The sequence below is a fragment of the Mesorhizobium sp. M1E.F.Ca.ET.063.01.1.1 genome (genome assembly GCF_003998155.1).
Classification (GTDB): domain Bacteria; phylum Pseudomonadota; class Alphaproteobacteria; order Rhizobiales; family Rhizobiaceae; genus Mesorhizobium.
Genome location: NZ_RZSC01001020.1, coordinates 1 through 1,699, shown reverse-complemented (window position 1 = coordinate 1,699; position 1,699 = coordinate 1). Strand labels below are relative to the sequence as shown.

Annotated in this window: 3 protein-coding genes; all 3 read right to left on the bottom strand. The window is 66.5% G+C overall.

Going from position 1 to position 1,699, the window contains the following annotated elements:
* A partial coding sequence (locus tag EOA29_RS35530; protein WP_127222327.1) for an AAA family ATPase occupies window positions 1-503 on the bottom strand: 503 nt, incomplete at its 3' end.
* 40 nt (window positions 504-543) lie between these two features.
* Window positions 544-1,164 carry a Holliday junction branch migration protein RuvA gene (gene ruvA / locus EOA29_RS35525; protein ID WP_126091438.1) on the bottom strand — a complete coding sequence of 207 codons (621 nt, stop codon included), beginning with the start codon at window positions 1,162-1,164 and terminating at the stop codon, window positions 544-546.
* A 10-nt stretch (window positions 1,165-1,174) separates the two neighbouring features.
* Entirely contained in the window at window positions 1,175-1,684 is a 510-nt protein-coding gene (gene ruvC / locus EOA29_RS35520) for a crossover junction endodeoxyribonuclease RuvC (protein WP_126091437.1), read from the bottom strand.
* Window positions 1,685-1,699: the final 15 nt, after the last annotated feature.

The following is a 1,699-nucleotide window of genomic DNA, read 5'->3' as shown; positions in this document are numbered from 1 at the left end:
GGGTTGGTCAAGAGCCCGAGCCGGGTTGTTGCGGCGACCAGCGTGAAGCGGGCGAGGTCGATCTTGACCGAGCGCGCGGCCGGCCCTTCGCCGATGATCAGGTCGAGCTGGAAATCCTCCATCGCCGGATAGAGGATTTCCTCCACCGCCGGATTGAGCCGGTGGATCTCGTCGATGAAGAGCACGTCGCGCTCCTCGAGATTGGTGAGCAGCGCCGCGAGGTCGCCGGCCTTGGCGATGACCGGCCCCGAGGTCGAGCGGAAATTGACGCCGAGCTCGCGCGCCATGATCTGCGCCAGCGTCGTCTTGCCTAACCCTGGCGGGCCGACGAACAGCACATGGTCAAGCGCCTCGCCGCGGCTCTTGGCGGCGTCGACGAAGACCTTGAGATTGGCGCGCACCGCCGCCTGGCCGACGAACTCGTCGAGCGACTGCGGCCGCAGGCTCTGGTCGGCGTCCTCGCCGCGCTTGTCGGGGGCAATGAGGCGGGGCGAAAGGCTCATGCGGCGTTCCTCGCATACGCCAAGGGCCAGGACAAGCGCCTCACCGCGCCAGTTCCTTCAGTCCGAAGCGGATCAGCTTCGAGGCATCCGCCCCTTCGCCGGCCGACTTCAGCGCTGCCGCTACCGCATTCGCCGCGATGTCGCGCGAATAGCCGAGATTGACCAGAGCCGAGACCGCATCGGTGATCGGCGCTGCTGCCACGCCCTCGCCAAGCTCCTGCTTGAGGCCGATCGTGCCGTTGGCGGAGCCGGCATAGGCCGGCGCCTTGTTCTTCAACTCTGTCACGATGCGCTCGGCCACCTTCTTGCCGACGCCGGGCGCGCGGGAGACCATGGCGATGTCGCGCAAAGCAATGGCATTGGCGAGGTCGGCCGGCGCCAGCGTCGACAGCACCGCCAGCGCCACCTTGGCGCCGACGCCCTGCACATTGTTCATCAACAGCCGGAACCATTCGCGCTCGAGCGCGCTCTGGAAGCCGTAGAGCCGGATCATGTCCTCGCGAACATAGGTCTCGATGAACAGTACCACCGCCTCGCCGGGCCCTGGCAGCGCTGCCAGCGTGCGCGCCGAGCAATAGGCGACATAGCCGACGCCGTGCACATCGACCAGGCAGGAGTCCTCATCGATCTCGTCCAACGTGCCCTTCAGCTTGCCGATCATGATTTTCCCCTCACGCCAGCGCCGTCATCCGGTAGGCGACGCTCTGGCGGTGATGCGCGTGGCAGATGGCGATGGCCAAAGCATCGGCAGCGTCATCGGTGTCGAAGACCGCCTTCGGCATCAGCACCTTCACCATCATGTGGATCTGCTTCTTTTCGCCGTGGCCGACGCCGATGACCGCTTTCTTGACCGCATTGGGGGCATATTCGGCGACCACCAGCCCGGCGCGCGCCGGCACCAGCATGGCGATGCCGCGCGCCTGGCCGAGCTTCAGCGTCGCCGTCGCATCCTTGTTGACGAAAGTCTGTTCGATGGCCGCCTCGTGCGGCATGGCCTGATGCAACACCTCCGCCAGCCCGTCATGCAACTGGCAGAGCCTTGCCGCGAGCGGCGCCTTGTCGTCGGAGCGCACGGTGCCGGAAGCGACGAAGCGCAGCGAGTTGCCGAGGCTCTCGACGATGCCCCAGCCGGTGCGCCTCAGTCCCGGATCGATGCCGATGATGCGAATCGCTTCCCCCATGCGCCAAGTCTAGCC

Excerpts from the sequence above, each read along its gene's own strand:
- ruvA (WP_126091438.1), bottom strand. The coding sequence starts at position 1,164 with ATGATCGGCAAGCTGAAGGGCACGTTGGACGAGATCGATGAGGACTCC.
- ruvC (WP_126091437.1), bottom strand. The coding sequence starts at position 1,684 with ATGGGGGAAGCGATTCGCATCATCGGCATCGATCCGGGACTGAGGCGC.